Origin of the sequence: uncultured Winogradskyella sp. (genome assembly GCF_947496485.1) — a bacterium.
In the GTDB taxonomy this organism is placed as follows: domain Bacteria; phylum Bacteroidota; class Bacteroidia; order Flavobacteriales; family Flavobacteriaceae; genus Winogradskyella.
Genome location: NZ_CANMCZ010000001.1, coordinates 49,457 through 73,450, shown reverse-complemented (window position 1 = coordinate 73,450; position 23,994 = coordinate 49,457). Strand labels below are relative to the sequence as shown.

Annotated in this window: 25 protein-coding genes; 13 read left to right on the top strand and 12 right to left on the bottom strand. The window is 30.5% G+C overall.

Going from position 1 to position 23,994, the window contains the following annotated elements:
• Positions 1-31 precede the first annotated feature (31 nt).
• From Q0822_RS00355 to Q0822_RS00315, 9 genes are all read right to left on the bottom strand, one after another.
• A complete protein-coding gene (locus Q0822_RS00355) occupies positions 32-688 on the bottom strand; it encodes a DUF1361 domain-containing protein (protein ID WP_299118755.1) in 657 nt (218 codons plus the stop codon).
• Complete coding sequence (locus Q0822_RS00350) at positions 676-1,083, bottom strand: DUF2809 domain-containing protein (RefSeq protein ID WP_299118752.1); 408 nt, start codon at positions 1,081-1,083, stop codon at positions 676-678. Before Q0822_RS00350 ends, Q0822_RS00355 begins: the two co-directional genes overlap by 13 nt.
• Positions 1,084-1,087: 4 nt before the next feature.
• Positions 1,088-1,711: an ElyC/SanA/YdcF family protein gene (locus Q0822_RS00345; RefSeq protein WP_299118749.1), complete on the bottom strand. Its 624-nt coding sequence runs from the start codon at positions 1,709-1,711 to the stop codon at positions 1,088-1,090.
• On the bottom strand, positions 1,708-2,229 hold the full coding sequence (locus Q0822_RS00340; protein WP_299118747.1) for a Coq4 family protein: 522 nt from the start codon (positions 2,227-2,229) through the stop codon (positions 1,708-1,710). The genes Q0822_RS00345 and Q0822_RS00340 overlap by 4 nt, the downstream gene beginning before the upstream one ends.
• A 324-nt stretch (positions 2,230-2,553) precedes the next feature.
• Complete coding sequence (locus Q0822_RS00335) at positions 2,554-3,939, bottom strand: DUF4153 domain-containing protein (RefSeq protein WP_299118744.1); 1,386 nt, start codon at positions 3,937-3,939, stop codon at positions 2,554-2,556.
• 59 nt (positions 3,940-3,998) lie between these two features.
• A complete protein-coding gene (locus Q0822_RS00330) occupies positions 3,999-4,763 on the bottom strand; it encodes an oxygenase MpaB family protein (RefSeq protein ID WP_299118741.1) in 765 nt (254 codons plus the stop codon).
• Complete coding sequence (locus tag Q0822_RS00325; protein ID WP_299118738.1) at positions 4,760-5,053, bottom strand: transcriptional regulator; 294 nt, start codon at positions 5,051-5,053, stop codon at positions 4,760-4,762. Before Q0822_RS00325 ends, Q0822_RS00330 begins: the two co-directional genes overlap by 4 nt.
• A 180-nt stretch (positions 5,054-5,233) precedes the next feature.
• Entirely contained in the window at positions 5,234-5,455 is a 222-nt protein-coding gene (locus Q0822_RS00320; protein ID WP_299118735.1) for a hypothetical protein, read from the bottom strand.
• Between the two features lies 1 nt (position 5,456).
• Positions 5,457-6,074 carry a hypothetical protein gene (locus Q0822_RS00315; RefSeq protein ID WP_299118732.1) on the bottom strand — a complete coding sequence of 206 codons (618 nt, stop codon included), beginning with the start codon at positions 6,072-6,074 and terminating at the stop codon, positions 5,457-5,459.
• Between the two features lie 108 nt (positions 6,075-6,182).
• Here Q0822_RS00315 and Q0822_RS00310 point away from each other — a divergent pair, with 108 nt between their 5' ends.
• Positions 6,183-6,536 (top strand): hypothetical protein, encoded by a 354-nt coding sequence (locus tag Q0822_RS00310; protein WP_299118729.1) that lies wholly within the window; start codon positions 6,183-6,185, stop codon positions 6,534-6,536.
• 7 nt (positions 6,537-6,543) lie between these two features.
• The gene (locus Q0822_RS00305) at positions 6,544-6,930 is read left to right on the top strand and encodes a DUF1801 domain-containing protein (RefSeq protein ID WP_299118727.1); all 387 of its coding nucleotides are present in this window, start codon (positions 6,544-6,546) and stop codon (positions 6,928-6,930) included.
• On the opposite strand, the gene kdsA is transcribed toward Q0822_RS00305, so the two are convergent.
• Both kdsA and Q0822_RS00295 read right to left on the bottom strand, forming a co-directional pair.
• Positions 6,917-7,735: a 3-deoxy-8-phosphooctulonate synthase gene (gene kdsA, locus Q0822_RS00300; RefSeq protein WP_299118724.1), complete on the bottom strand. Its 819-nt coding sequence runs from the start codon at positions 7,733-7,735 to the stop codon at positions 6,917-6,919. The two genes, Q0822_RS00305 and kdsA, sit on opposite strands and share 14 nt — an antisense overlap.
• Before the next feature lie 75 nt (positions 7,736-7,810).
• Positions 7,811-8,350 carry a hypothetical protein gene (locus tag Q0822_RS00295; protein WP_299118721.1) on the bottom strand — a complete coding sequence of 180 codons (540 nt, stop codon included), beginning with the start codon at positions 8,348-8,350 and terminating at the stop codon, positions 7,811-7,813.
• Between the two features lie 608 nt (positions 8,351-8,958).
• Here Q0822_RS00295 and typA point away from each other — a divergent pair.
• From typA to Q0822_RS00245, 10 genes are all read left to right on the top strand, one after another.
• The gene (typA, locus tag Q0822_RS00290; RefSeq protein ID WP_299118718.1) at positions 8,959-10,758 is read left to right on the top strand and encodes a translational GTPase TypA; all 1,800 of its coding nucleotides are present in this window, start codon (positions 8,959-8,961) and stop codon (positions 10,756-10,758) included.
• Between the two features lie 87 nt (positions 10,759-10,845).
• On the top strand, positions 10,846-11,055 hold the full coding sequence (locus Q0822_RS00285; protein ID WP_299118713.1) for a hypothetical protein: 210 nt from the start codon (positions 10,846-10,848) through the stop codon (positions 11,053-11,055).
• A 386-nt stretch (positions 11,056-11,441) separates the two neighbouring features.
• Positions 11,442-12,593, top strand: a complete 1,152-nt coding sequence (locus Q0822_RS00280; protein WP_299118709.1) for a sulfatase-like hydrolase/transferase — start codon at positions 11,442-11,444, stop codon at positions 12,591-12,593.
• A gap of 13 nt (positions 12,594-12,606) precedes the next feature.
• Positions 12,607-13,989, top strand: coding sequence for a class I SAM-dependent methyltransferase (locus tag Q0822_RS00275; protein ID WP_299118706.1), 1,383 nt, complete (start codon positions 12,607-12,609; stop codon positions 13,987-13,989).
• 57 nt (positions 13,990-14,046) lie between these two features.
• Complete coding sequence (locus Q0822_RS00270) at positions 14,047-15,501, top strand: hypothetical protein (RefSeq protein WP_299118704.1); 1,455 nt, start codon at positions 14,047-14,049, stop codon at positions 15,499-15,501.
• Positions 15,502-15,512: 11 nt separating this feature from the next.
• Complete coding sequence (locus Q0822_RS00265) at positions 15,513-16,991, top strand: sulfatase-like hydrolase/transferase (protein ID WP_299118700.1); 1,479 nt, start codon at positions 15,513-15,515, stop codon at positions 16,989-16,991.
• Positions 16,992-17,102: 111 nt separating this feature from the next.
• The gene (locus Q0822_RS00260; protein ID WP_299118697.1) at positions 17,103-17,993 is read left to right on the top strand and encodes a GNAT family N-acetyltransferase; all 891 of its coding nucleotides are present in this window, start codon (positions 17,103-17,105) and stop codon (positions 17,991-17,993) included.
• Positions 17,990-19,093, top strand: coding sequence for a DegT/DnrJ/EryC1/StrS family aminotransferase (locus Q0822_RS00255; RefSeq protein ID WP_299118688.1), 1,104 nt, complete (start codon positions 17,990-17,992; stop codon positions 19,091-19,093). Before Q0822_RS00260 ends, Q0822_RS00255 begins: the two co-directional genes overlap by 4 nt.
• Positions 19,094-20,404: an O-antigen translocase gene (locus Q0822_RS00250; RefSeq protein WP_299118685.1), complete on the top strand. Its 1,311-nt coding sequence runs from the start codon at positions 19,094-19,096 to the stop codon at positions 20,402-20,404. It begins immediately after the preceding gene.
• A 10-nt stretch (positions 20,405-20,414) separates the two neighbouring features.
• Positions 20,415-21,707 (top strand): O-antigen translocase, encoded by a 1,293-nt coding sequence (locus tag Q0822_RS00245; protein ID WP_299118683.1) that lies wholly within the window; start codon positions 20,415-20,417, stop codon positions 21,705-21,707.
• Positions 21,708-21,709: 2 nt separating this feature from the next.
• Here the strand turns inward: Q0822_RS00245 and Q0822_RS00240 are convergent, their stop codons facing one another.
• Entirely contained in the window at positions 21,710-22,849 is a 1,140-nt protein-coding gene (locus Q0822_RS00240; protein WP_299118680.1) for a glycosyltransferase, read from the bottom strand.
• 40 nt (positions 22,850-22,889) lie between these two features.
• Between Q0822_RS00240 and Q0822_RS00235 the strand changes: the two genes are divergently transcribed.
• Positions 22,890-23,981, top strand: a complete 1,092-nt coding sequence (locus Q0822_RS00235) for a glycosyltransferase (protein WP_299118677.1) — start codon at positions 22,890-22,892, stop codon at positions 23,979-23,981.
• The last annotated feature ends 13 nt before the right edge of the window (positions 23,982-23,994 follow it).

The following is a 23,994-nucleotide window of genomic DNA, read 5'->3' as shown; positions in this document are numbered from 1 at the left end:
TTAAAAGTAAGACGATTTATTAAGTTACTGGTTACGATTTATTCAAATTTTTAAACATCCAATAGCCAACAACTAGAAACATACCAAAGCCTAAAGTAAAAAACCAAGCTTCAAAATTTTGAAATGGGGCAATAACAATATCAATGATATCTGAAATTAAAATATGTGGCTGACTTATAATTTCCCAAGAATTGTAACGTAAAAAACGACCCAAGTATACACCAAAGCCACATAAAAATAAAACGAGTATTGTTACTGATTCTACAGGAATGCGCTTAAAGTTTTCTGAGATTAATTTTTGCATATCTAGAATTGATAAGTAAAACAAAAACAACCCACTTAGGGCAAAAGATAAAACGACTAATACATCTAACCATAAAAGAGAATCGTTGCCGATTCTAATATGAATTAGGTCTGTAACGATGTAAGGAGCATTTGGTAGAAATGCTAACCAAACTAGAAACCAAAACACAAGTTTAATTTTACTAAGATTTGATTTTGTATCGAGATACATAGTTACAGTGTATGGAATTATTGCTAAGAACACATTCCAGATTAGAAACAGAAAGAAAAAGGATTTGTTTAGTTTCATTCGTACTATTAGCACAATGACACTAAATGCTAATGCTATTGTAACGAGTGATAAGGTTTTAAACTTATTTTGAATTAGTGCTTTTATTGATTCCATAATCTCATTTTTTGTTTGTCTTCAGATTTAATTATTATAGTTTCAACTAATAATACAGTGCCAATTCCTAAAGTATAGGCTACTAAATCAGTGAAATGAAAAGTGTTCCCAAAAATTAGCGAAGCAGTAAAACTATCTTGTAAATTGAGGTAGTTTAAGAATGGTGTGAGTTGGAGTAGTTCTATACCATAAGCAATAAAGAGGACGACTAAAGCTGAGGCCCTCACACTCAGGCTAGAGCATCCTCTTATAATTGCGTATAGTAAAATGACAACAAGATAATCGCCAAAAGTGTAGCGAATAAATCCTGTTTTTATGATAAATGCGATTGCTAATTCTATTAAGAATAATGAATGCGCAAGCACTAAATAGTTTTTGTTGAATTGTAGTTTCATTGGTTTATTGTATGTTAATTTGTTTACCTAAAAATTTGGGTTGAACATTAAAAACTAAATCTAAACTTGCTTTAGAGCGCGCTAAATATTCGCGTGCTTGTGGCATTCTTCCTCTTTTGGGATTTTTTGCATTAAACCCAACAGCATCAATATTAAAATGACTAGCAATATAAATGGCACGCTGGTTATGAAATTTTTGTGAAATGACGGTTATGGAAGTCTGATTAAAAATTTCTTTTGCTCTAACCATAGAATCTAAAGTTCTAAAGCCTGCATAATCGAGGTAAATCTTATCTTCAGGAATACCTTTTTTTATTAAATCATTTTTAAAGTCAGTAGGCTCGTCATAGTCTTTTCTGCCATTATCTCCGCTTACTAGGATAAACTCTATTTTTCCTGCTTTGTATAATTCTACAGCAGCATCAATTCTGTATTTGTAAAACAAATTAACGTTACCGTTAGAAGCATATTTACCTGTTCCTAATACTAATCCTACTTTATTCTTTGGAATAGCATTAACAGTATCATAAACAAGGTTTTTAGTTTTAAAACTCATCCAATGGTAGGTGATAAAAACACCAAATGCCGTCAATATTGTTAGTAATAGAATGATTTTAAGTTTTTTCATAGATAGGATAGATTAAGTTCTAATAATTCTGATTTTGGAAAAATGGCTTCTCTAAAGTCTTTTATAGATACGTTTAAAAGTTTCTTGTAGTTGAAATGATGAAACGGATGAGCTCGTTTTCCTGTTTTGTATGACCTATAATAGTATTTGTAATAATCTGGAAGAATAGCAACACCAAGAATAATAGCTCCATACAAATAGGGACTGCGTTTTCCATTACCATAACAGAGACATTGTAGGGCAATTTCGTCTTCAACTCTGGTGCTGTAACCGCAAAGCACATGATAGCAATCGTGTCGTTCAACCTTTGGAATTAACTCAAAGTTATTTTTGTCTAAGAATTCACCAAGGTGTCTTCCGAAAGTAGGTTGAGATAGATTTAGCAAATCGACTTTGGTTATATTCCAAGATTCATGCTTTTTAAACATGGAAGTATATATGCGTTGCGAATGTTCAAATAGCCAAATGATAAGTTGCTTTCTCAAGGATTTTATTTTATGAAATAATAGGTTGTTCATGATATATTGGAATGATTTGGTTCAACGGCAAAATTTTTAATCTTTTTTAGACTCGATTTTAACTCACTTCTCCAAATGAGTAATGCTATGATATAAACCGAAGAGAAATAGTAAATAGCTAATAGATTTTTGTCAAACTTTATAATAAATGTGAGGCATATTACAAACAGAGCGATAATGTAATAAGGGAAGTAAACCTTAAATACATGTAGTTTGTCTTTTGGGTTTGTTGAGGCCCAAAACAAGCAAGATATGCTCAGTCTAATGATAATAAAGGTCATTAGTACTATAAAAATGAAGGCAAATAATATTAAGGCAATCATCCTATTTTGTTTCTAGTTTTAAATTATCGTACTGTAATTCTTGCCAAGAATTGGTTCTGAGTTCATAGACATATTTGTTGTATTTTTCTTCGATGCGTTGCACTGAATCTTGACTCATAGTTTTGGTTTCAGCTTGTTCTTTCAGTAGGAACGTATTGTTGTTAGACAGTTCAATGAGGTAGTTAAAATCCATTGACTTCGCATAGTTGAAATTGTAGTTGGTAATGTGGTAATCCCAATTAATGGCACTTGCCAAAATGAGAACTATAAAAGCTGCTTTGGTATTGAGCCTTAATAAATACCAGATATTTTTTACTTTATCGATTTTAAATAGTGTAGTAATAAGACCAGTAACTGTAAGTATTAAATACACTAAAACACCAATACGTTTATAAGTAAGACCAAAATAATAGATATACTGAAAATCTTTTACGGCTATACTAAGCACCAGAGTTGTGTTGAGAACAATCCAAGTAAAAGCAAGTTTTTTGAGCGTTTTGTTTTCTTTATAAAAATTGATATCACCTCTAAATACATATAATAAAATGATGATAGCAATTACTATAGAAGCTATTAAAGCATTGATGCCACTATGTACTTGATCTGAAAACAATGATGCTCTAATGTCTATATTCGAGGCAATAAAGGTTATATCTGTTATCAAGAAAATTACAATTAACACATTAAGAAGAGAAATGAGAATAATGCCTAATTGGTTTTCTTGTTTTAACTTCGGAATTGAAAATTGGTTAGTTTGAGATAGATCATTTCCAGTTGTTAAATCAATTTCTGTTGCAGGTTCAACTTCTATGGGTTTGTGAATGTTTGTAAACAAATAATAGCCCAAACCAGCAAAAAGCAGCCACTGAAAGTTTATAAAACTAAAATCTATCTTTTCGATTAAGTTGCTAAATAAAGGGTTCCCATTTTGATAAAGACCAATAAATATTATTACGATTATTGTAGGAATTAATATAATCTTAGTTAAATGTATATAATCTACTTGCTTTTTAGATTCTACTTCTTGAGTGATTTCATTCACTGAAAAATTACGATGGAATACGCCAGCAATAGTGGTGTATAATCCATTCAGCCAATTGATGTAAATTGAAGATTTATGTTCAGATAGTAATCCAATTAAAGTAAAAAAGGATACAAAATTAGCAATAACAGCAACTAAAGAATCATGAAAAAAAACAGCTATACCAGTTATGAGGTATAAGCTAGAGTAGAGGATCGTTTTTTTATTCTTAAAGTCGTCTTGGTTATTTACAAAAAGAACAACTAGTGTAACTAAACTGAATAAAAATAGATTAAGCCCGATACTTTTGTCGTAGAATAGAGTGCTAAATAAAAAGGCTCCGATAAATAATAATAGTTGTTTCATATAATAATTATTAAAAGTACTTTGTTTTTCAAAGTAAATGATTAAAAAAAATGTTTCTGTTAATTAGATGTTATGTTCAATCGTTTAATATCTTGTTTGTATGCTGTTGGCAGTATCATTTCCTTAACAAGCCAATCTAAATTTAAATTTCTAAATATTTTATATAACCAAATATTGGGTTTTAGTAGTGACGTTTTTCTAAACTTCATCTGTTGCTTTACTGTATTAGGCACAAGTAATATTTGAGATTCTAATAACAACTTATATCTAAAAAAACCTAAATGCTTTCTGTATTGTTTGTAGAGATCTTTTGTGAGTTCGCCATTATTTAGGTTTTCCTTTAAATGCTTTTCTCTGATGGTTTCAAATTCTGAATAGGAGAGAGGCAAGTTTTTTAAACCCATTCTATTTCCTACCTTATTAAATACATTTAGAACGTCTTGTTTTTCTTTAGTTAATAAAGGTCGTTCTAGAATTTCATACGACCGAATAGAATAATCAATTAACATAAACAAAACATCTTTGTAAGCCCAATCTGGTATGGATTGACCTCGTTTACGTTCAACCGAAGCATGAATTGCTGTTATATTATCAATAGCTTTTATAGCGGCTTCTTTTTCTGAAAAGACTATAGCTTTAGCATAATTTACTGTTGAGAATAGTCTTCCTAAAGGATCTTTAGGAAGTTTGCCAGTAAAGTATAGCCAATCCACAGACTTGTTGAGCGCAAATTCAGCTGAAGCACCTGCAAATACTAGCAGAATTGTATCGCTTGTACCCCAAATTTCTCTGACTATAGAATTTTTGTCTACGAAGTTTGTCATGCTTTCTTAATTAATTTTTCTAGTGCTTCTATATGTTTTTTAAATTCAGCTTTTCCAAGCTTTGTAACACTATATCTTGTATTTGGTTTTCGGCCTATAAATTGCTTTTCAACCAAAATATATTCAGCTTTTTCTAATGCTTTTGTGTGACTCGCTAAATTACCATCTGTGGCTCCTAACAACTCTTTTAGCATATTAAAATCTGCATACTCGTTTACCATTAGTATAGACATAATACCTAGTCTAATCCTATGGTCAAAGAGTTTATTTATGTTAGTTATTATGCTCATATTATTTCCTGCGAAAGCAGGAATCTCCTTGTTTTAATAAGAATTATCAAATTTACTATCAACTATAATAGTATCATTTAAAATTCTAATATTTATAACATCCTCTATTTGATATCCATTAGTGAAATATCCAAATTTTTGAAATACAGATTCAAAAGATTTAGATTTTTTGAAATAAATTCAATAGTTACCATCTGATTTTGCCTCATTCATTTGTGTCTTATAATGAATTTTTTCACTCTTTTTTAAGCTTACATAATCTGTTTTTGAGTCTGGTATGATGAATAAAGAATCAATATCAAAATCACTTTCATTCGAAATATTAAAATTTCCTTCGCTATGGTGACATGAAAAAGTAATCATTATAACTATAATAAAAAAAATAGTATAATTTTTATTCATTTTACTGTTGTTTTACGTCATATTTAAAATGCATCCAAGTACCATAAATAATATGCATAATTCCAAAACCAATTATCCAAAGCCAAAATCCATAGCCTGGATAATAACTCGCTATAAGGCCCAATACAATTTCAATATATCCTAAATACTTAATATCACCTATGCTGTATTTTGAAGCACTAACCAATGCCAAACCATAAAATATTAGCATTAAACCTCCTGTTTGACCGTATCTTCCTTGATCTAGAATTATAAGACAATAAATACCGCCAACTATTAAAGGAATTAAAAAATTTAAGAGTAGGCGCTTAGAGGAACTGTCCCATATCTTTTCGTCGTTTTGTTTTGCTTTACGAGTTGTTAATATTATGCCAGTTACTGCGCTTAGCAGAGCTACCATAAGAAGCACAAACATTGAAGTCCAAAATACCCAACCATGAAAAATGAACAATGTTCCACCACTATAAGAGTTCACTAACCAATACGCAATTGCTGCACCAATCAAAGCATAAATGCCTGCTAAAACTCCTGATAAACCACTCAATGAAATAAAACGAGACGATTTATTCATTAAATTTTTAATCTCGCTGATGTCTTTTAAATAATCTTCGTTGCTCATAATAAAAAGTACTTTGAAATACAAAGTAAAATAAAATATTTCATTTCAACAAATATATTTTAGAGATTTAACTAAATTTATAAACTAACATTAAAGCACTATAGAATTATGATTTCATTACTTTTAATAATTGCTAACATAGCGGGTGGATTATTACTTGGTCTTGCCACACTAGATAAATGGGACGGTGAAAGTAACTTCTTTAATAAAATTGCAGGATTTTTAGCACCATTTCAAACGGTTATTGGAGGTGCATTGGTCGTTTTAGCAATACTTACTTTTTGGGGTAATGTTCTATTTAGTATTGCTAGTATTTTAGGTGGCCTTTTGTTATTGACTCATGTTTTTGGGAAAGTGCCAGCTATGGAAACAAGTTTGAGAAAGCTTTCTGCCAAACTAATGCCTTTTAAAGCTATTATTGGTATCGCATTAATTGTAATTGGGTTAATTAGACTTTTCTAAAGTAATTTTGAATCCTGCAGAAGCATACATATTAAAACAATCAGAGCCTTATAAGTCTATCTTGTTGCAATTACAAGCTATAGTAGAAGCTGTTGCACCAAATACAGAGCTTTTATATAAATGGCGTATTCCTTTTTATTATTGTAATGGTATTCCACTATGCTTTTTGAACCAATCTAAAGATTACGTGGACTTAGCCTTTTGGCATTTTGATAAAATGGATGAATTCACAGAACATTTTGTGGATGCCAACCGAAAATCAATTCGATCATTACGCTATAAATCTGTCGAAGATATTAATGATGAGGTTGTGGTGTATGTCCTTGAAAAGCAGTTGGAAATTAATACTAATCCGTTTAAATTAATTTTGAAACCTAAGTCTAAAAAGAAGTAACCAACTTTCTTATAGCCACCAAATTGCTCAACAATGCCTCCAAATTATCTAAGTGAAGCATATTAGCGCCATCACTTTTAGCATTAGCAGGATCAAAATGGGTTTCAATGAACAAGCCATCCACATTATTTACGACTCCAGCTCTAGCAATAGTTTCGATCATATCTGGTCGACCACCTGTAACACCTGCACTTTGGTTAGGTTGTTGCAAAGAGTGCGTTACGTCTAAAACTGTTGGAGCATATTGCCGCATGGTTGGAATACCTCTAAAATCTACAATCATATCTTGGTAGCCAAACATAGTACCTCTATCTGTAATCCATGCTTTATCGTTTCCTGCATCTTTGACTTTTTTAACGGCATGTTTCATCGCTTCAGGACTCATAAATTGGCCTTTTTTTAAGTTGACCACTTTTCCTGTTTTTGCTGCAGCAACTACCAAATCTGTCTGGCGAACTAAAAATGCAGGAATTTGTAAAACATCGACATATTCTGCAGCCATTGCTGCATCTGAAACTTCGTGAATATCAGTAACTGTAGGTACGTCAAAAGTTTCAGATACTTTTTTCAAAATTTTCAAGGCTTTTTCATTTCCGATGCCTGTAAAACTATCAATTCTACTTCTATTGGCTTTTTTAAAACTACCCTTAAAAACATATGGAATTTGTAACTTATCCGTTATAGAAATAACTTTTTCCGCAATACGAAGTGCCATATCTTCCCCTTCAATGGCGCAAGGACCACAAAGCAGAAAGAAATTATCGGATTCTGTATGTTTTAGTTTAGGAATACTATTTAATTTCATAAATCTGTAAAGATGATTACAGCTCAAAGATACTATTATTATGCAAGTAGATTAGAGCTAGTTGTATTAATCGGTTCAGTCAATTTCTATATATTCTACATTTATTATTTCAAATGTTTCTGAAGGAGGTGAAGATTCTATTACATACTCTTGATCAAATGAAAATATACAGCTCGAATTTGCTGAGATTTCAGAACAAGAATTTGACGCGTCATTAGCATAGTTAGCAGTAGAAACTTGTATGTCGCCAGTTGTTGTTGTAATATATGGAACTCCAAACACATCGAAATCATTGTTATTATTAAGCTGAATTTCAAATTGTAAAATTGTAGTATTATTTGATGTTTGAGCAATATAATTGAAACTTAATATCTGATAAGTGAAGTTCTCTAAAAATGGAATTCCAATAACATCTGGATCTGAAGGTTCTGGAAAATTACATGGAACTTCTTGGGTTATATAAGATGTATAACTTTGATTTCCTACGAAATATACTTGAGGGATACTTATTGTTTTAGTACAATCATCTGAGGGGCAACTAAAAAATGTTGCAAATAATGAAAAGCAAAAAAAAACTTTTAGCTTTTTTAAATTTAAATCACCGATTTTTTTCAATGTTTTATTACTTAAATAGTATCGCGCAAAGATAACTTTTTAAAACACTTTTTTAATACTATTTCTAACAATCCAAAGCGACATTACAAAGTTGCAAACAACAAGCAATCCTCCATAAAAAAGAAAGCGTTTGGAAGACTCTGACCAGTCAATAATGTTAAATAAATCAGATAAATAAGCCAATATTAAATACGAAGAAAGGCAAACAAATATGATTCCCAAAGAGAAATTTAGTTTTCTACTTGGCTTTATCAATTGCCATAAAAAAGGAATGCCAAACAACAAGATAAGATAAGCAGAACTACCTTCGCTCTTCATTATATGAGAAAACCAGTAGGTTATTACAGATAAAAAATAGAGGTATGGGACAAACTTTGTGTACTTGCTAATTGTTAGCATCTGTTTTTAATTTAAGGGTTCAGATTTACCTTTTTAAAGGTGTAAATAGCCGAAGTAGCGATTGATTTGAAAGATAGGCTTACTTACTATTAATCAGATATTTAACGAAAGATACAAACTCAAATTGTTTAAAAATAAAATTATAACATATAATTAACGAATTGAGAATAATTAGATGTACCTTTGCGCGCTTAAAATCAGCATCAGTTATGGCTAATATTAAAAATATTGCAATCATTGCACACGTCGATCACGGTAAGACAACATTGGTAGATAAGATTATGTACCACTGTCAGTTATTTCGTGAAAATGAGAACACAGGAGATTTAATTCTAGATAATAACGACTTGGAACGCGAAAGAGGAATTACTATTACATCCAAAAATGTTTCTGTTGTATATAAAGATACTAAGATTAATGTTATTGATACACCTGGTCACGCCGATTTCGGTGGTGAGGTTGAGCGTGTATTGAATATGGCAGATGGTGTTTTGTTATTAGTAGATGCCTTTGAAGGACCAATGCCTCAAACACGTTTTGTGCTGCAGAAAGCAATTGATTTAGGTTTAAAACCATGTGTAGTTATCAATAAAGTTGATAAAGAAAACTGTACACCAGATGAAGTTCATGAAAAAGTCTTTGACTTAATGTTTGAGTTAGGTGCAGAAGAATGGCAATTAGACTTTCCAACGGTTTATGGTTCTGCAAAGAACAACTGGATGAGTGACGATTGGAAAAATGAAACTGAAAATGTAGAACCATTATTAGACATGGTTATTGAGCATATTCCTGAGCCTAAAATTGAAGAAGGTACAACGCAGATGTTAATTACATCTTTAGATTTTTCTTCATTTACTGGTCGTATTGCTATTGGTCGTTTAACTCGTGGTAGCTTAAAAGTAGGACAACAAATTTCTTTGGTAAAAAGAGATGGTTCTATTGTTAAAAATAAAATTAAGGAATTACATACATTCGAAGGTTTAGGGCGTTTAAAAGTGGAAGAAGTACAAACAGGTGATATCTGTGCTATTGTTGGATTAGAAGGGTTTGAAATTGGTGATACTGTTGCCGATTTTGAAAATCCACAGGGTTTAAAAACGATAGCTATCGATGAGCCAACGATGAGTATGCTATTTACAATTAACGATTCTCCTTTCTTTGGAAAAGATGGAAAATATGTAACCTCTCGTCACATTAAAGATCGTTTAACTAAAGAATTAGAGAAGAACTTAGCACTGAGAGTTGAAGAGACGGATAGTGCCGATAAATTTATGGTATTTGGACGTGGCGTATTACACTTATCGGTTTTAATAGAAACGATGCGTCGTGAAGGTTACGAACTTCAAATTGGTCAGCCACAAGTAATTATTAAAGAAATTGATGGTGTAAAATGTGAGCCTTTTGAAGAAATGACTATTGATTTACCTGAGCATGTTTCTGGTAAAGCCATTGAAATGGTAACGATGCGTAAAGGCGAAATGCTAAGTATGGAAGCCAAGGGTGAACGAATGGTATGTGAATTTTTAGTTCCATCTCGAGGTATTATTGGATTAAGAAACCAATTATTAACAGCTACTGCTGGTGAGGCTATTATGGCTCACCGTTTTAAAGAATATATGCCATTAAAAGGCGGAATACCTGAACGTCAAAACGGATCTTTAGTGTCTATGGAAAACGGACAAGCAATTCCTTATTCTATTGATAAATTACAAGATAGAGGAAAGTTTTTTGTAGATCCAGGTGAAGATATTTATGAAGGACAAGTGATTGGTGAAAACTCTCGTGGAGATGACATGACGGTTAACGTAACTAAAACTAAAAAGTTAAGTAATGTACGTTCTTCTGGTGCAGATGACAAAGCTAAGATTGTACCTGCAATTAAATTTTCTTTAGAAGAAGCTTTGGAATATATTCAGAAAGATGAATATGTAGAGGTAACACCAAATCATATAAGATTACGTAAGATTTACTTGAAAGAAGTAGATCGTAAGCGTAATAAGAGCCTATAATATTATAACCTATTCTTAGGTTTTTAAAAGGAAACGCATAATGTGTTTCCTTTTTTTAATTTTATATCTTTACAAAAAATAAACGAGATGACATTTCTATATTTTGATCCAGGTTTAGGAGCTATGATTATTCAAGCTATTATAGCAGCAGTAGCGGGAGTTGTGCTTTTCTCTAAAAACTTAATGTACAAAATTAAAGTTTTTTTAGGTATGGCTAAACCAATTGAAGACGATGTTTTTGATGATATTGATATTGAGGATTCTGATATTGAAAGTAATAACTCAAAGGAATCATAATAATTGTTTTCTCATACTATTCTCCAAGTATTAATTAGAAATAAAACATGGTTAATAACTTACGCATGTTTATTTTAAAATTCATTAAATCAAATAAAGATTTTCCTTTTATAACTGCACTTTCAGCCGGTTTATATCCAATCTTCTATTATTATGCTTCAAATTTTGGTCACGCTAATTCTTTAAAGCATATTGTATTTTTTCTTGTTGCCTTCATTTGCATTCCGTTTTTATCAATTTTCTTGTTTCGCTTTATTTTCAGCAAAGTCAATACATTAAAAACTTTTAAAAAATACATTATTCCGATTTTGAATATATTTTGGTTTGGTTTCCTGATTATTATCTGTACTTCAGGTTTAAATATATTGAGTTTTACCATCGTTTTGGTGATAGCACTCCTACTTGGTGTTTTGCTTGGTAAGCATATTAAAAAACTTATGGTTTTTCAGTTGTTTTTAGCATTTATTGCCTTCTTTCTTATGACACCTAAGCTTTATTCTTCGATTTTTCAATCGGTAGAATGGATGCAACAACCTGATGATATAGAAAACGTTGTATTTAAAATGACACCAAATATATATTTGATTCAACCCGATGGTTATGCCAATTTTTCAGAACTAAAAAAAGGGCACTATAAGATTGATAATTCTGAATTTGAAAACTACCTATCGGCTAAAGGATTTAATTTATACAATGATTACAGGAGTAATTATTTTTCTACAATAAGTTCCAATAGTTCTTTGTTTTCAATGCAACATCACTATTACAACTATATGGATCAAAAGCGCGTAGAATCTTATAAATCTAGAAGTATTATAGCTGGTAATAATCCTGTAATAGACATATTTAAAAAGAATAATTATAGCACATCATTACTTCTTGAAAATGAATATCTAATCGTTAGTCGTCCTGAGATGAATTACGATTACAATAACATTTTATACTCAGATATGCCTTATTTATCAGATGGATTTCAAATAGAGAGAGATTTGATAGTAGATATTAAAGCAGCAATGCAATTAAATTCTAATTCTAAGAATTTCTATTTCATTGAAAAATTATCTCCAGCGCATATTGCACAATCGCGTTATGATAATTTAGGCAAAGAGGGTGAGCGATTAGAGTATATAGAAAATCTTAAATTAGCAAATGAATGGTTAAAAATGATGATTGAAACTATTGAAAAACAAGATGGCAATGGTTTAATTATCATTATGGGAGATCATGGAGGTTTTGTTGGGATGGATAGTATTTATGAAGCAAAGATAAAGCAAGATGATGATGAGCTCATAAAATCTGTTTTTACTACTGCTCTGGCTGTGAAATGGCCAAATGGACAAGAACCAAAAGGCCTAGAGTTTAAAAGTTCAGTAAATTTTTTCAGGAATTTGTTTTCCTATTTATCTGATGAAGCTTCATATTTAGAACACTTACAAGAAGATGCCAGCTATTTGGCGATTAAAAAAGGAGCACCATTAGGTGTTTATAAAGCTATTGATAAAGATAATAACGTTATTTTTGAAAGCATAACAGATTGAAAATAATAAATAAGTGCAGGCCAAAAACGCTCATTCTTCCTCTTTTAGAGATCCTTCAGGTTACATTTTTGTAGACAATGGTGAGATAAAAAGGACTATTAATCCTATCTACTTTAACCAATATAATGCACTTACGAAAAGTGGTTTTTATAATAATTTGTTTAAAAATGATTTGTTGATTCCTCATGAAGAAGTATCAAATTCTGAACAGGAAATTATCTTAAAGGCCGAAAAAATTCCGTTTGTTACCTATCCCTACGAATGGAGTTTTAATATGTATAAAGAAGCAGCTTTACTAACGCTAAAGCTTCAAAAATATAGTTTAGAAAAAGGATTTTCTTTAAAAGATGCAACAGCCTTCAATGTTACATTTCATAAAGGGAAAGCTATTTTTATAGATACACTATCGTTTGATTTTTATCTGGAAAATTCTCCGTGGAGAGCTTACAAACAATTTATTACTCACTTTTTTGGACCTTTATTATTGGCGCATTATCATGGTGCACAATCCTTAAAATTATTGAGTAATTTTATTGATGGTATTCCTGTGAAGATGATTAGGTCTATGCTGCCATTTAAGACAAAGTTGAGCCCGATATTATATTCAAATATTCACCTTTTAGCTAAGCTAGAAGATAAGCATAACGAGGATTATAAAGGTGAAGCTAAAGAGGCTTCATTATCAAAAAAAGGTCAGCTTAATATCATTCAGAGTTTATACGATTATATTAAAAAATTAGAACTAAAAGAACATTCAGAATGGGGGAATTATTATGATAAGACTAACTATACGGATGATGCTTTTATAAAAAAATCAGAGATTATAAACACATGGATTAATACAATTCAACCGGAGCGTTTAATTGACATTGGTGGTAATGACGGTACATTTGTAAGAAAACTAAATAGTGCTGTTAAAACAGCTTTAGTTTGCGATATTGATAACAATGCTGTTGATTTTAATCATAAAACAATGAAATTGAATAAGGAACAAAACATGCTTCCTTTTGTTTTAGATGTATTAAATCCTTCAGCAGCTATTGGATTAAATAATAAAGAGCGCGATTCTTTTTTAGATAGAATAGAAGCTTTTGCACCAGAAGCAACACTCGCTCTAGCCGTAATACATCATATGTCATTATCTGGTAATGTGCCTTTTAGCGAATCTGCTAAATTTTTTAGTTCTTTTTCTAAACATTTAATTATTGAATTTCCAAAACGCGAAGATTCTTGGGTACAACGTCTTTTGAATAATAAAGCAGATTTTAAAGACCATTTCGGTTTTTACAATTTAGATAATTTCATTTCTGCATATTCTAATGAGTTCGAAATTTTAGAACAAAAGGAAATCGAAGGTTCTAAAAGAGTTATATTTCTGCTAAGGAAAAAATCATAAAGCATTTTTAATACTAAGTCAATGTTTGGATATTTAAAAAGGAAACTAAGACTTTTTTTGAATGATAGCAAAGCATATCCCATAATTACAATAGTGGCTTCAAGTTTATATGCGCTTATGTACTATTATGATAAGAACTATGCATTAATAAACTCAAAGACGCAATTTTTATTCCTAGTTTCTTTATACATCATACTGCCATTATTAACGTATTTCATTTTAGATTTTTTATTTAAACATTTTTATCCAAAAGAAAACATAAGAAGATTTTTATTACCAGTTATCAACTTGGTATGCTTCTTTGCATTTATAGTAGTAAGTGTATATGGATTTCAAAAAGTTAAATTAGTCTTGTCTTTGGTTTTAGGTGTTTGTTTGGGTATATTATTTGCTAAGTACATAAAAAAAATCGTTGTGATTCAGTTTATTCTGGCTTTTTTGGTACTACCAAAGTTGATTCCAGATATTTATAGAGAAGTTGTGTATTCAAAGCAATGGATGGAACAACCAGATACTATTGAAAAAGTAGTCTTTAAAAAACGTCCAAATATATATGTGATACAGCCAGATGGTTATGCTAGTTTTTCAACATTTAAAGATTCAATTTACAATTATGATAATAGTGAGTTTGAAGTTTTTCTAAAAACGAAAGGTTTTAAAACTTATGATGATTATCGTAGCAATTATTACTCTACCTTAAGCACCAATAGTTCTATGTTTTCAATGAAACATCACTATTACGGAAATACAACTCTTGGTATTAACCCAAGGCATAATAGAAGAAATGAAATTGTTGAAAGCAATCCTGTTTTAAGAATTTTGAAGCACAATAACTATAAAACGTTTTTAATGCTTCAAGTGCCTTATTTACTTTCTAATAGACCTAATATTGACTTTGATTATTGTAATTTTTCATTAGATGAAGTGTCGTATATTTCTAGAGGTTTTTCAAAGCAAAAAGAATTAATAGAAGATACGAAGGCGGCAATAATTGAAAATAAATATACTTCTAACTTCTTTTTTATTGAGTCTATGTTACCCAGTCATATTACTACAGAGTATAAAGCTTCTAGCTCCGCAGAAAAAGAAAGGGTTAAGTACTTAGAGCAAGTTGGGCAAGCTAATGAATGGTTAATGGAGTTGGTAAATTTTATTACTGAAAAGGATCCTAACGGTTTAATTATTATCGCAGCAGATCATGGTGGTTTTGTAGGTTTTAATTACACAATAGAGAGTAAGACTAAAGTCACAGATCCAATATTAATTAACTCAATGTTTTCTTCAATATTAGCTATAAAATGGCCAAATAATACAAGACCAAATTTTGATTCTGAGATTAAAACCTCGGTAAACTTATTTAGGGTCTTATTTTCGCATTTAAGCGAAGATGAATCATATTTGGATAACCTACAAGACAATAAAAGTTATATCATCATTAGAAAAGGTGCTCCGACAGGTATTTATGAGTATATTGATGAGTCTGGATTGGCAGTATTTAATAAGATTGAATAGTAGTGATAATAATGGTAAATAGATTAAAGAAGCAAATAGATAATTTTATTAATAGCGAAAACCACGCTCCATATCTGGCTGCACTAATAAGTGGATTAACCCCTATGCTTTTTTATTATGCTAACAACTATTGGGCAGTAAACTCTTGGTCCCATCTTTTATTTTTTTCTCTGGTTTTTATTGGTTCATCATTCTTAATCTATACGTTATTGTATTTAGTTTTTGCAAAAAATCAAAAATTTAAGAAGAATACAAAATATCTACTTCTAATAGTTTTATTATGCGCTGTATTTGTATTCTTGTCGCATACCTTTTTCGTATCTCCATTAAAGCGAATTGTTCTTATCACAGGATTAGTAGTCTTGGGCTTATTCTTTTGGAAAAGACCAAAGAAGAACTACAAAAAGGTAATCATATTTCTTTTCTTTTTTTCTAGTTTATCCTTCTTCAGAGTGATTGTTCATCTGTATGAAGATGTAAAACCAGAATATTGGACAAGGCAAGATGATGACATTATGGATGTAAAGTTTAAATCGTCACCAAATATTTACCTTATCCAGCCAGATGGTTATGTTTCGCAGAGTACTTTAGAAAAATCACCATATGATTTTAAAAGCGATTTATATCTATGGTTAGAACAAAATGAATTTAAAGTCTATGATAATTTTAGAAGTAATTATCCTGCAAGTTTAACTTCAAACGCGTCTTTGTTTGCAATGAAGCAACATAAATTCGCCAATATGCTTTTTCCTGAAATTGAAATGGCTAATGCAAGAGAGGTTATCTCAACTTCTAATCCTGTAGCTTCTATCTTTAAGAATAATAACTATACCACCTATTTTATTGCTCAAGATGAATACTTTCAACAAAACAGAAAACAGCAAGCATTTGATTATTTTAATATAGCTTTAGATGATTTTCCGTTTTATAGCAAAGGAGATGAGGAGGTAAGGGATGTATTTGTTGATTTGAAACTTGCTATGAAACATCAAAATGAAAACCCGAAATTCTTTTTTATTGAAAAATTACTTCCACATCACGTTGGGTTTCCTAAGATAGATGATGTTATTATTAAAGAACGAAATAGGTATAATGAACGCATTGAAGACGTAAATACTTGGTTAAAAAGTACCATAAGTTATATTACTGATAAAGACGAAAATAGTATTATTATTATATTGGCAGACCATGGTGGTTGGGTAGGTCTAAAAAGTTTTAATGATTTGTATTCTAACACTGAAACTGAATTAATAAACTCTACTTTTTCTAACATTGCTGCGATTAAATGGAATGGTAATTTAGAACAAGATTACGATAAGGACTTAAAAACTAATGTCAACTTGTTTCGTGTTTTATTTTCTGCATTAAGTAAGGATAAAAAATATCTAAAGCACTTGGAAGATGATTCGAGCTACAATCTAAGATTAAATTCTTTTGGCTTTAAAAGTGTAGAAAAATTAATTAATGATCAAGGAGATATACTTAATTAAGCTTAAATTGATAAACTAAAGACTGCAATTATTATTCGAGTAAAAAAATATAGTAAAGACGATTATAAAGTTTGGAACGACTTTGTCCAAAAAAGCAATCAAGACACTTTTTTGTTTCATAGAGACTTTATGGACTATCATAGTGATAGATTTCAGGATTTTTCATTGATGATCTATAAGAATGACAAGCTTATAGTTGTATTGCCTGCTAACATATTAGAGGGTACTGTTTATTCGCATCAAGGTTTGACTTACGGTGGAATGCTTTTTAGTAAGGAATTAAAATCAACTGAAGCTATTAATAGCTTTAAGGCTATTTTAAAATTTTTAAATGATAATGGCCTAAAGAATTTGGTTATGAAAGAACTCCCAAACATCTATCTGCATAATCAAACAAATAATCCAATGGCTTATTTGTTATTTAAAGTCAAAGCAGAATTATTAAGAACCGATATGCATTCTGTTGTAAATACTAAGTTTAAATCGTATTCAAATAGCAGAAAAGAAGGTGTTAAAAGGGCCGCTAAGTCTAACTTGAGTGTTGAAGAATCAAATAGTTTTGATATCTTTTGGAATACAATTTTAATTCCAAATTTAGAAGCTAAACATAATGTAAAACCTGTACATAGTTTGGAAGAAATAACATTATTAAAATCTCGTTTTAAAAACAATATAAGACAGTTTAATGTGTTTAAAGATGGCGTAATTGTAGGTGGTACTACAATATTTGAAACCGAAAATGTGGCACATTGCCAGTATATCTCTGGTAACCAAAATAAAAATGAATTGGGAAGTTTAGATTTTTTACATTACCACCTTATTGAAAATATATTTACAAACAAAGCGTATTTTGACTTTGGAACCTCTAATATCAATTCAGGTGAAAATATCAATGAAGGTTTACAATTTTGGAAAGAAGGCTTTGGAGCTAGATCTATTACACAAGGATTTTATAAAATAGTGACAGAGAACCATAAATTACTAGACGATGTATTAGTATGATAAAGTTTTTAGATTTACATAAAATCAATAATCGTTTTCGTGAAGATTTTCAAAATTCATTTAGTAAATCTTTAGATGATTCGCGCTTTATTTTAGGAAATAATGTGGCCAAATTTGAAAGTGGATATGCGGAATACTGCGGAACTAAATATTGTGTTGGTACAGGGAATGGTTTAGATGCGTTAGCGCTTATATTAAAAGGGTATATTCATTTAGGGAAACTTAAAAAAGGTGATAAAGTTATTGTGCCAGCAAATACATTTATTGCTACAGTGTTATCGGTTTTGCATGCAAAATTAATTCCTGTTTTGGTAGAACCCAATCCAGAAACTTATAACCTGTCCGCAGATTTAGTTAAAGACCAATTAGATACTGATATAAAAGCAATTATAATGGTTCATCTTTATGGTCAGTTAGCTGATGTTGAAAGTTTAAAACAACTTGCTGATGAGTGTAATTTACTTTTAATGGAAGATGCGGCCCAAGCACATGGGGCAGAATCAAGTTTCAATTCCTTAAAAGCTGGAAATTTATCACATGCAGCGGCATTTAGTTTTTATCCAAGCAAAAATTTAGGTGCATTAGGTGATGGTGGAGCAGTGACTACAAATGATTTAGAATTAGCAAAAACCTTAAGACTATTAAATAACTACGGAAGTGAAGAAAAGTACACTAATAGAATCATTGGTTTTAATAGTCGCTTAGATGATATGCAAGCTGCATTTCTAAGTATAAAGTTAAAAGCTTTAGATATTGACAATGAGAGAAGACGCACTATTGCTAAAGCCTATTTAAAAGGTGTCAATAATTCAAAATTAAAGTTACCATTTTATGATGGCTCTAAAAACCATGTATTTTATGCTTTTGTAATTGAGGTAGATGATAGAGATGATTTTAAGAAGTTCTTGAATAAACATCATATCGAATGGTTAATCCATTACCCAATTCCACCTCACCAGCAGCAAGCGCTAAACGTGTTTTCTAATTTAGTTCTACCTCTTACAGAAAAAATTCATAAAAGAATTATAAGTTTGCCTATTAGTCCTGTAATGACCGATAGAGACGTACAAACCGTAATAGACCTTTTAAACACCTACTAATTGAAAAAATTTTTTAATTATATAAATAGCGAGGTACTTGTAAAAGCTGGTAGTCTAAATACGGCTAGTATTAGTATTAAGATTTTATCTGGTATACTAATTACCAAGTTTATAGCCATTTATATTGGACCCTATGGTATGGCACTAATAGGTAACTTAAGGAATTTTTTAAGTGCCATTCAGTCTATTGCAATTTCTGGTCTTTATAAGGGTGTGGTTAAATTTATTTCTCAATGTAAACATGATGCAGTTGAGCTTACCAAAACCTTGTCTACAGTTTTTTATTTCGGCTTTTTCTCTTCTGTATTATTGGCTTTTATCTGCTATTACAATGCTGAGCTTATTAATAATTCAATTTTTTCCGCTAATTACAATTACACCTTTGTTATTGAAACATTGGCGATAGTTTTGCCTTTTTATGCTTTAAATATGTTCGTGTTTTCCATTATGAATGGGTTTTCCAAGCATAAAATTCTGCTAATCATTAATATTCTTGGACAAATTGTAGGTCTTTTAGTGACTTTACTTTTAATATATCAGCAAAATATTGATGGGGCTTTAATTGCAGTTGCAATAACACCAGCGCTCAACTTGTTAATTACAATAGTTGGAATTGCTTTTAGAAAAAACTTGATGTCCTCGTTAAGAATTACACAAGTCAATTTCTCAATCTTAAATAAATTGAGTCCATATATGATTATGGCCTTAGTCAGTGCCATTGCCATACCTATTGTAATGATTATTATCAGAAACTATCTCATTTCAGAAATAGGTATAAAATCTGCAGGTTATTGGACAGCCATAACTAGGGTTTCAGATTATTATCTTATGTTTTTTAATTCTTTAATGGCACTTTATATTTTGCCTCGTTTTTCTGAAATTAATGGAAAAAGAGAATTTAGAAAAGAAGTTTTTAGTTTTTATAAAACTATTATGCCAGTATTTTTAATATTGCTTGTTATTATCTATTTGAGCAGATCGCTACTGGTTAATTTATTATTTACAGAAGATTTTAGACCAGTTGAAGATTTGTTTGGTTATCAGATTTTAGGAGATATTGCACGTGTGCTTTCTATGGTGATTGCTTATCAGTTTTTAGCAAAAAGGATGTTTGCACATTTCATTATTTTAGAAATATTCTTATTTGTAATAATGTATGTATCGAGTATTTATCTTATTGACGAGTTTGGTCTTAAAGGGGCAGTAATGGGTCATTGTTTAAGCTACTTTATGTACTTCGGAATAATATTATTACTCTTCAGTAGTTCTTTATTTGGTGTATTGACTGAAGATGGAATGAATGATTATTAAAAATTAAAACGTGAAACTCACAAGGTTTATTAGTGATAATATAGTGCTTAAGATTACATCGCTTAATGCTGTGGTTATTACTATGAGACTAGTTATTTCAGCATTTATGCAATGGTTGCTCGCAACTACTCTTGGTGCGGCTGGTATTGCAAGTATTGGACAAGTGAGAAACGTTATAGCAATGCTTACCAGTACAACTACGCTTGGCACCTTTAATGGGGTTGTAAAATATGTATCGGAATTTAAAAAGGACCAACCAGAACTTTCTAAAGTATTTTCAACCGTTACCATTTTTATTATTGTTGGATCGCTCATTTCTGGTGCTGTTTTATTTTTTGGCGCTTCTTTCTTATCCGATTATCTTTTTAGCTCACAAGAGTTTGTTTATGTTTTTCAATTGTTGGCAGTTATTGTTCCTTTTATTGCTATTGGTCGTGTTGTAAATGCTGTTGTTAGTGGTTTGTCTGATTATAAGCGCTATGCTAAAATTGAATTGATAAGTTATATTTTGTCAACCCTAGCGCTTGTCATTGGGCTTTATACTTCAGAATTAAAAGGTGTACTTATCGCCATAGCTATTGCACCTATTATTCAGTTAATTGTTTTGGCTTTTGTATTTGGTAAAATTTTAAAAGCGTATGTACCATTAAAGTCACTCAAATTAAGTATTGTTTACAAAAACCAATTGTTAGCATTTACGCTAATGTCGTTTATTTCAACTTTTTTATTGAATTATGTTGAGTTAGACATCAGAACTTTAGTTACAGAAGAAATTAATATTAATGAAGCAGGTTACTGGACAGCCATGACTTTTATTTCTAAAAACTATATGGTGTTTGCTACAGGTTTATTCACTTTGTATGTGTTGCCAAAATTTGCAAGTATTCACAATAAAGCTGAATTTAAGCACGAAGTCTTCAATATTTATAAAACCATTCTACCCATTTTTGCCTTAGGAATGGTGTTAGTGTATTTTTTGAGAAACTATATCATTGAATTTATTTATCCAGAATTTACAGGAATGGAGCCGTTATTCAAATGGCAATTATTGGGTGACTTTATTAGACTAGGAGCTTTAGTATTAGCACATCAATTTTTAGCAAAGCGATTGGTGAAAAGTTTCATAATCACTGAGTTGATTTCTTTAGGTCTGTTTTTTGTGCTTTCAAAAGTTTTTATTCAGCACTATGGAACTGAAGGTATTGTTATTGCCCATTTTGTGAGATATATTATCTATTTTATTATTGTAGTTTTTGTAATTATGATTTACTATAATAAGACGACTACAACGGATATAGGATAATTTTAAATATGTTCCTGCCAGGTTTCTAAATATTGTTCAGCACTAGATATATAATGATGATGTGTTTCAACAAACTTTCTGGCGTTGGAAGATATTTCAATAATTTTTTCAGGATTAAGAATTAGCCACTCCAGTTTTTTAGATATAGCTTCAGCATCAGGTAAAGCGTTTATAGCAATGGTATCTTCTTCCAAATTATAATATTCTAACCATTCCTTTTCGGCTCCTGTAAAAACTACTTTTCCTTTAGCCATAGCTTCTAAAGCATTAAAACCTTGGTCGTAAGCATAAATTTGGTCTAACATAATATGAGCTTCGTTATAGCTTTTTATGTATTTCTCATATGGTAAACTTCGTACAGTGATAATCTTTATTTTTTCAGAATAGGTTTTATTTATAATATCTAAAGCGGCTTCAAAAATATCATTACCTTTTTTGTAATAGTTATGCGAATTAATACCATGAAATATGACAATTTTATCTTCAATATTTAATTTTTGAACTTCTAATTGCTCAGTATTTATTGGATTAGGAATGAGTCCTAAATATTTAGGATGATTTAATAACGGTAAATGATAATCTAGATCTGAAGCAATCACTCCAACTACAGATTTATAAATATGATGATGAAGTTTAATAAAATCTGGTTGCAAAAACTTTAAGCCATAACTACTTAGATATTTATCTTTTCCATTTAAATAAGGAGTCAGAATTGAGTATCTCAACTTTTTATCATAAGCATACTTTACGCTTATATGATCCGTACCACAAGACAATAGGAAGATTTTTTTGTTCCAGTCAGAAATCAAATTAAAAATATCCTTTTCAATGTCAGCTGTGCATCCAAAAGAAGCTTCGTTAATAAATTGGACTACATCAAAATCACTGATTTTAGGTTTTAAATAAATAATCTGTTTTTTAATTTGAAGAGATTCTAAATCAATTTTTGTTAACCTATAAATTAGGTTTTTAACTTTTTTTAGAAATCCTTTTTGATATTTCTTCTGAATAGGTAAATCAACCCGATAATTTTTAAAAGTGTCGTTTGTTGCAACAATAGTCACATCATGGTCGAGTGTTACTAATCCTTCTTTTAAAGAATTATGAAGTCTACTATATTCACCAACCAATAGAATTTTCATTTATTTTATATCGTTACATTTGTCTCAAAGATACTAGTTAATGCCAAATGCTAATAAAAAAAAGATTTGTATTGTTGCTTCATCCTTAGGAAGAGGTGGAGCAGAAAGATCTTCGGCATTATTATCTATTATGCTAAGTGATTTGGGTTATGAGGTTTATATTATTACAGTTTTAGATTATTTAGATTATGACTACAAAGGGACTTTGCTTAATCTTGGTGTAATAAAGAAACAGAATGATACCTTTTTTGGAAGAATAAATAGACTTCGAATCTTTAAAAAGTTCCTAGAGACTAATAAAATTGATTACGTTATAGATGGCAGAACGAGAATCCATGCGTATCAAGAATTTATAGTTTCAAAATTTATTTATAAAATGCCAGTAACTTACGTAATTCATAATCACAAGACTGAAAAAGCATTTACTGCTTATAACTGGCTAAATAAAAATCTTTATAAAAATAAAACTATGGTTGCGGTTTCAAAAGCAGCAGAAGAAAAATTTAGAGAGTTATTTCAGCTAAAAAATATAGTAACTATTTATAACGGATTTGATTTTGATTCTATTGAATCTAAAGCAAATGAAGATGTTGAATTAAATATTGGAAAATATATTATCTTCTATGGCAGGCTGGATGATGAACATAAAAATTTAAAATTACTGTTCAGTGCTTATAAGCTGTCAAATCTCCCAGAAAAAGAAGTTAAGTTATTGATACTAGGTAATGGCCCAGATGAAATTGTTTTAAAACAATATGTAAAAGAATTAGAGCTTAGGGATTCAATCGTATTTCAAGGATTTGAAAAAAATCCATACCCATTTGTAAAGCAGAGTTTATTTATGCTGTTAAGTAGTCGATATGAAGGTTTTCCGATGGTAATTCCTGAAGCTTTATCATTAGAAGTACCTGTGATTTCGGTAAATTGTGAGTCTGGTCCTAATGAGGTTATAGTAAATGAACACAACGGATTATTAGTAGAAAACCATAAGCCAGAAGTATTAGCAAAAGCTATGAATAGGCTTTATGAGGAAAAAGATTTATACTTGCATTGTAAGTCTAATGCAAAAATGAGCGTTGCTCAATTTTCTAAAGCTAAGATTGCTGAGCAATGGCAGTCGTTGTTAAAATGATAATGAAACCGTT

Coding starts and splice junctions, on each gene's coding strand:
- Q0822_RS00355 (WP_299118755.1), bottom strand. CDS start 688: ATGGAATCAATAAAAGCACTAATTCAAAATAAGTTTAAAACCTTATCA.
- Q0822_RS00350 (WP_299118752.1), bottom strand. CDS start 1,083: ATGAAACTACAATTCAACAAAAACTATTTAGTGCTTGCGCATTCATTA.
- Q0822_RS00345 (WP_299118749.1), bottom strand. CDS start 1,711: ATGAAAAAACTTAAAATCATTCTATTACTAACAATATTGACGGCATTT.
- Q0822_RS00340 (WP_299118747.1), bottom strand. CDS start 2,229: ATGAACAACCTATTATTTCATAAAATAAAATCCTTGAGAAAGCAACTT.
- Q0822_RS00335 (WP_299118744.1), bottom strand. CDS start 3,939: ATGAAACAACTATTATTATTTATCGGAGCCTTTTTATTTAGCACTCTA.
- Q0822_RS00330 (WP_299118741.1), bottom strand. CDS start 4,763: ATGACAAACTTCGTAGACAAAAATTCTATAGTCAGAGAAATTTGGGGT.
- Q0822_RS00325 (WP_299118738.1), bottom strand. CDS start 5,053: ATGAGCATAATAACTAACATAAATAAACTCTTTGACCATAGGATTAGA.
- Q0822_RS00320 (WP_299118735.1), bottom strand. CDS start 5,455: ATGAATAAAAATTATACTATTTTTTTTATTATAGTTATAATGATTACT.
- Q0822_RS00315 (WP_299118732.1), bottom strand. CDS start 6,074: ATGAGCAACGAAGATTATTTAAAAGACATCAGCGAGATTAAAAATTTA.
- Q0822_RS00310 (WP_299118729.1), top strand. CDS start 6,183: ATGATTTCATTACTTTTAATAATTGCTAACATAGCGGGTGGATTATTA.
- kdsA (WP_299118724.1), bottom strand. CDS start 7,735: ATGAAATTAAATAGTATTCCTAAACTAAAACATACAGAATCCGATAAT.
- typA (WP_299118718.1), top strand. CDS start 8,959: ATGGCTAATATTAAAAATATTGCAATCATTGCACACGTCGATCACGGT.
- Q0822_RS00285 (WP_299118713.1), top strand. CDS start 10,846: ATGACATTTCTATATTTTGATCCAGGTTTAGGAGCTATGATTATTCAA.
- Q0822_RS00265 (WP_299118700.1), top strand. CDS start 15,513: ATGGTAAATAGATTAAAGAAGCAAATAGATAATTTTATTAATAGCGAA.
- Q0822_RS00255 (WP_299118688.1), top strand. CDS start 17,990: ATGATAAAGTTTTTAGATTTACATAAAATCAATAATCGTTTTCGTGAA.
- Q0822_RS00240 (WP_299118680.1), bottom strand. CDS start 22,849: ATGAAAATTCTATTGGTTGGTGAATATAGTAGACTTCATAATTCTTTA.
- Q0822_RS00235 (WP_299118677.1), top strand. CDS start 22,890: ATGCCAAATGCTAATAAAAAAAAGATTTGTATTGTTGCTTCATCCTTA.